Source organism: Streptomyces sp. NRRL WC-3549, assembly GCF_000721935.1.
Taxonomy (GTDB): Bacteria; Actinomycetota; Actinomycetes; order Streptomycetales; family Streptomycetaceae; genus Streptomyces.
Map to the genome: position 1 here is coordinate 97,388 of NZ_KL585437.1, position 5,286 is coordinate 102,673.

The window sequence follows — 5,286 nt, forward strand, 5'->3', positions numbered from 1 at the left end:
GGCGATCCGGCCACCGACGGCGAGGCTCCGCACGGCGGCGGGGATCGCGCGCTCCAGGACGGTGAGTTCACCGTTGACCTCGATGCGCAGGGCCTGGAAGGTGCGCTTGGCCGGATTGCCCCCGGTGCGCTTCGCGGCCTGCGGCAGGGAGTCGCGGATGAGTTCGACGAGGCGGGCGCTGTTGCTGAAGGGCTCCTTCTCGCGCTCGCGGACGACGGCGGAGACGATGCGCTTGGCCTGCTTCTCCTCGCCGTACGCGCGCAGAATCCGTACGAGTTCACCCGGCGGGTAGGTGTTGAGCACCTCGGCGGCGCCGATCCCGGTCGTCTGGTCCATCCGCATGTCCAGCGGGGCGTCCTGGGCGTAGGCGAAGCCGCGGTCGGCCTCGTCCAACTGCATGGAGGAGACCCCGAGGTCGAAGAGGACGCCCTGGACCTTGGGGATGCCGAGCCGGTCGAGGACATCGGGGAGCTCGTCGTAGACGGCGTGCACCAGGGTGGCCCGGTCGCCGTACGCGGCGAGGCGCTCGCCGGAGAGCCGCAGCGCCTCCTTGTCGCGGTCCAGCGCGACCAGCCGGGCCTCGGGGAAGGCGGAGAGCAGGGCCTCGCTGTGACCGCCGAGCCCGAGGGTGCAGTCCACGACGACCGGGGGCCGCCCTCCGGTCGCCTCCAGGGCCGGGGCCAACAGGTCCAGGCACCGCTGGAGCATCACCGGGACGTGTCGGGTCTGGCTCAAAGCGCCCTCTCAGGCTCAGTCCCGTGTGGCTGCACGTGCGGTCTGGTCCCCGCCCGCTCGGAAGGGGAGGTCCACCGGCGCCGGGGAAGGGGCGTCGGCCGACCAGCGAGCGGGCAAGGGCCGGGCCGCATGTACGCCGCACATCACGGGGAATTCGAAACATGCAAAAATATGCATAATGTGCAGGCGTGTCGGTAACTTCGTGTCACTTTAGACCACCCTGCCATTCGATCGATTCCCGATCAACGAACCGGGCAGCGCGTACCGCCACGGACCACGACTTCACCCGTGCAGGTGAGAGCAAGTGAGGCTTGTGGGTTAGCTCACAACAAGTCTCGTTGAGGTTCTTTGTCCCTTTCCATGACACGCCGGGGGCACCCGCGAGGTCTAACGTCGTCACCATGTCGACTTCCGCCAAGCCATCCACCGAGTCCGCTTCCCCCGCCTCCGACGCGGCCCGCCCCGCCGGTGCGGTCACCGACCGGCTCGTCCAGGCGAACACCCGCTACGCGGACAAGTTCACCGACCCCGGCATGGACGCACGCCCGGTGCTCCAGGTCGCCGTCGTCGCCTGCATGGACGCCCGCCTCGACCTCCACGCCGCGCTCGGTCTGGAACTCGGCGACTGCCACACCATCCGCAACGCCGGCGGGGTCGTGACGGACGATGTCATCCGGTCGCTGACCATCAGCCAGCGGGCGCTCGGCACCCGCAGCATCGTCCTCATCCACCACACCAACTGCGGCCTCGAGAGCATCACCGAGGAGTTCCGCCAGGAGCTGGAGCACGAGGTCGGACAGCGGCCCGTCTGGGCGGTGGAGGCCTACACCGACGCCGACCAGGACGTGCGGCAGTCGATGCAGCGGGTCCGCACCTCGCCCTTCCTCCTGCACAACGACGACATCCGCGGTTTCGTCTTCGACGTGACCACCGGCCTGCTGCGCGAGATCGACCCCTCCGCCTGATTTTCCACAGGCCCCTCACCCCGGTTCTCCCTCGACATAAAGATCACACCCGACATTTCACCCTCGCTTGTCCACAGGCGAGTGACACGAAGCGGTAACGGCAACAAGAATGCGGGAGTGACATCCCTCCGGGTCCTCCGGAGAGTGTCCGTATTTCGGGGCGGACCGGGGCATCTGTGTGCCGCCGGTCCGTGCACAAGGGGCCGAGGAGGGCCGGGTGTGACGACCTATGACGATCGAGCGAGCCTCACGGATCTGACGACCACTGCGGAGCGGGTGCGCAGGTCGGTCGAGGGTGTGATCGAGGGCAAGCCCGAGGTCGTACGGCTTTCGCTGACCGTACTGCTGGCGGAGGGGCATCTCCTCATCGAGGACGTGCCCGGGGTCGGCAAGACCATGCTGGCCAAGGCGCTGGCGCGGTCGATCGACTGCTCGGTGCGGCGCATCCAGTTCACACCGGACCTGCTGCCGTCGGACATCACCGGCGTGTCGATCTTCGACCAGCAGCGGCGGGACTTCGAGTTCAAACCGGGTACGATCTTCGCCCAGATCGTGATCGGCGACGAGATCAACCGCGCCTCGCCGAAGACCCAGTCCGCGCTGCTGGAGTCGATGGAGGAGCGCCAGGTCACGATCGACGGCCGGACCTACGAACTGCCCGACCCCTTCATGGTGGTGGCCACCCAGAACCCGGTGGAGATGGAGGGCACCTACCCGCTGCCCGAAGCCCAGCGGGACCGCTTCATGGCCCGGGTGTCGATCGGCTACCCCAGCGCGGAGGCCGAGCTCCAGATGCTCGACGTGCACGGCGGGCTCTCACCGCTGGACGACCTCCAGCCGGTGGCGCACGCCCACGAGATCGTGAAGTTGATCGACGCGGTGCGCACGGTGCACGTGGCGGAGTCCGTGCGGCGGTACGCGGTGGAGCTGGTCGGGGCCACCCGGAGCCACCCGGACCTCAGGCTCGGTGCCTCCCCGCGTGCGACCCTGCACCTGCTCCGTGCGGCCAAGGCATCGGCCGCCCTGAGCGGGCGCGACTACGCCCTGCCCGACGACGTCCAGGCGCTCGCGGTGGCGGTGCTCGCCCACCGGCTGCTGCCGACGGCGCAGGCCCAGCTCAACCGCCGCACGGCCGAGCAGGTCGTCCTGGACATCCTGCAGCGCACACCGGTCCCGACCTCCGGCGCTGTGCCGGCCGCCCCCGCGCAGCCGCGGCATCCGGGGCATCCTCCGGCGTACGGCCGGCAGCCCGGCGCACGGCGGCCGTGATGGCCGCGGGGGTGCCCGGCCCCGTGGGCGGCGGCGACCGCCGGGGCGGTCCGCGGGCGGCCCTGGGCGGGCTGACGACGCGGGGGCGTTCCTTCCTCGCCGCGGGTGTCGCCGCCGCCCTCTGCGCCTACGTGCTGGGCCAGAGCGACCTGCTGCGGGTCGGGCTGCTGCTGGCGGTGCTGCCGCTGATCTGTGTGACCGTGCTCTACCGCACCCGCTACCGGGTCGCGGGCAGCCGGCGGCTCTCGCCGTCCCGGGTGCCGGCGGGTTCGGAGGCGCGGGTGCGGCTGCGGACGGACAACGTCTCCCGGCTGCCCACGGGGCTGCTGATGCTCCAGGACCAGGTGCCGTACGTGCTGGGCCCCCGCCCCCGCTTCGTGCTGGACCGGGTGGAGGCGGGCGGCAGCCGTGAGGTGTCCTACCGGGTCCGCTCCGACCTGCGCGGGCGCTATCCGCTCGGGCCGCTGCAGTTGCGGCTGAGCGATCCGTTCGGGATGTGCGAGCTGAGCCGTTCGTTCGGCGCGTACGACACCCTGGTCGTCGTGCCGCGCACGGAGCCGCTGCCTCCGCTGCGGCTGGCGGGCGCCGCCTCCGGGTACGGCGACGGCAGGCAGCGTTCACTGGCGCTCGCCGGTGAGGACGACGTCATTCCGCGCGGCTACCGCCACGGGGACGACCTGCGCCGGGTGCACTGGCGTTCCACCGCCCGCCACGGCGAGCTGATGGTGCGCCGCGAGGAGCAGCCGCAGCGGGCCCGGTGCACGGTGCTGCTGGACAGCCGGCGGATCGCGTATCAGGGGGCCGGGCCGGACTCGGCGTTCGAGTGGGCGGTGTCGGGTGCCGCGTCGGCCCTGACGCACATGCTGGAGCGCGGCTTCGCCGTGCGTCTGCTGACGGACGACGGGACCGTCGTGCCGGGCGGGGGTACGGACGGCTTCGCCGCACCGACCCAGGACTCGGCGGACTCGGTGGGGCTGATGATGGACACCCTCGCGGACATCGGCCACTCCGAGGGCGGGGGGCTGTCCCGGGCGTACGACGTGCTGCGCGGGGGCGACGAGGGGCTGCTGGTCGCGTTCTTCGGCGACCTCGACGAGGAGCAGGCGGACCTGGCGGCCCGGATGGGGCGGCGCAGCGGTGCCGCGGTCGCGTTCGTGCCGGCCGGTGCCGACCGGGTGCCGGGCGGTGAGTCGGAGACGCCCGCGGCCGGCCGGCTGAGGACGCTGCGTGAGGCGGGCTGGACCGCGGTGGCGGTGGAGCCGGGCGCCGCGCTGGCGGATGTGTGGCGGCAGGCGGGCGAGGCGCACTCCGGCGCTCTGCCCGGGGCGACGCATGGCTTCTCGGGGGGATGGTCGTGAGCGGGCGTACCCGGCTGGCGTTGTGCGCCTTCACGGCGACGATGATGGCGGCGGCCGCTCTGCTGCCCCTGGTCGAGACGTCCGGGTGGCTCGCGCAGGCCGCGTTCCTGCTCGCCGTCCAGAGCGGGGTGGGTGTGACGGCCCGCCGGCTGTCGTCCGCACGGGTCCTGACGGTCTGTCTGCAGACGCTGGTCGGACTGCTCCTGCTGACCGTGGCGTTCGCCCGGGGCCACGCGCTGTTCGGTGTCCTGCCCGGCCCGCAGGCGGTCCAGTGGCTGGCGGACCTGCTGGCCGCGGGCTCCGAGGACGTCGGCCGGTACGCCAGCCCCGCGCCCGCGACGGACGGCATCCGGCTGATGCTGGTCGGCGGGGTGCTGCTGGTCGGGCTGGCCGTCGACGTCCTCGCGGTGACGTTCCGCAGCGCGGCCCCGGCGGGGCTGCCGCTGCTCGCGCTCTACTCGGTCGCGGCGGGGCTCGCCGAGGGAGGCGCGGGGTGGCTCTGGTTCCTGCTCGCGGCCTGCGGCTATCTGCTGCTCCTGCTGGCCGAAGGCCGGGACCGGCTGTCGGGATGGGGCCGGGTCTTCGGCGGGGGGCCGCCTTCATCGGGCGGCCTGACGGCGGGCGGACCGGGGCGCGCCCCGGTGCGTACGGGCCGGCGCATCGGGGCGGTGGCGCTGGGCGTCGCGCTCGTCGTTCCGGCGGCGCTGCCGGCCATGGACGGCGGGCTCCTGGGCGAGGGGGGCGGTTCGGGCAAGGGGGGCGGCGGGGGCACGATCTCCGCGGTGAATCCGCTGGTCTCGCTCCAGAACAACCTGAACCAGCCGGAGAACCGGGAGGTGATGACGTACCGCACCGATTCCTCGAACCCGCAGGACCTCTATCTGCGCATCCTCGCCCTCGACCAGTTCACCGGCAGTGAGTGGCGGCCCTCCACCCGCCGTCTGCGGGACGTGCCGCAC

General features: G+C 72.3%; 5 protein-coding genes. 4 read left to right on the forward strand and 1 reads right to left on the reverse strand.

What is annotated here, in order from left to right; translation table 11 throughout:
• Window positions 1–735, reverse strand: a 735-nt coding sequence (rsmH, locus tag IH13_RS0132250) for a 16S rRNA (cytosine(1402)-N(4))-methyltransferase RsmH (protein ID WP_031090013.1), incomplete at its 3' end; no start/stop codon positions are given.
• A 401-nt stretch (window positions 736–1,136) separates the two neighbouring features.
• On the opposite strand from rsmH, the gene IH13_RS0132255 reads away from it, so the two are divergent.
• The 4 genes from IH13_RS0132255 to IH13_RS0132270 all read left to right on the forward strand — a co-directional run.
• Window positions 1,137–1,700, forward strand: coding sequence for a beta-class carbonic anhydrase (locus IH13_RS0132255; RefSeq protein ID WP_031090016.1), 564 nt, complete (start codon window positions 1,137–1,139; stop codon window positions 1,698–1,700).
• A 219-nt stretch (window positions 1,701–1,919) separates the two neighbouring features.
• Window positions 1,920–2,969: an AAA family ATPase gene (locus IH13_RS0132260; protein WP_031090019.1), complete on the forward strand. Its 1,050-nt coding sequence runs from the start codon at window positions 1,920–1,922 to the stop codon at window positions 2,967–2,969.
• Window positions 2,969–4,327 carry a DUF58 domain-containing protein gene (locus tag IH13_RS0132265; protein ID WP_031090022.1) on the forward strand — a complete coding sequence of 453 codons (1,359 nt, stop codon included), beginning with the start codon at window positions 2,969–2,971 and terminating at the stop codon, window positions 4,325–4,327. The genes IH13_RS0132260 and IH13_RS0132265 overlap by 1 nt, the downstream gene beginning before the upstream one ends.
• A partial coding sequence (locus IH13_RS0132270; RefSeq protein WP_037843059.1) for a TgpA N-terminal domain-containing protein occupies window positions 4,324–5,286 on the forward strand: 963 nt, incomplete at its 3' end. The genes IH13_RS0132265 and IH13_RS0132270, both read left to right, overlap by 4 nt.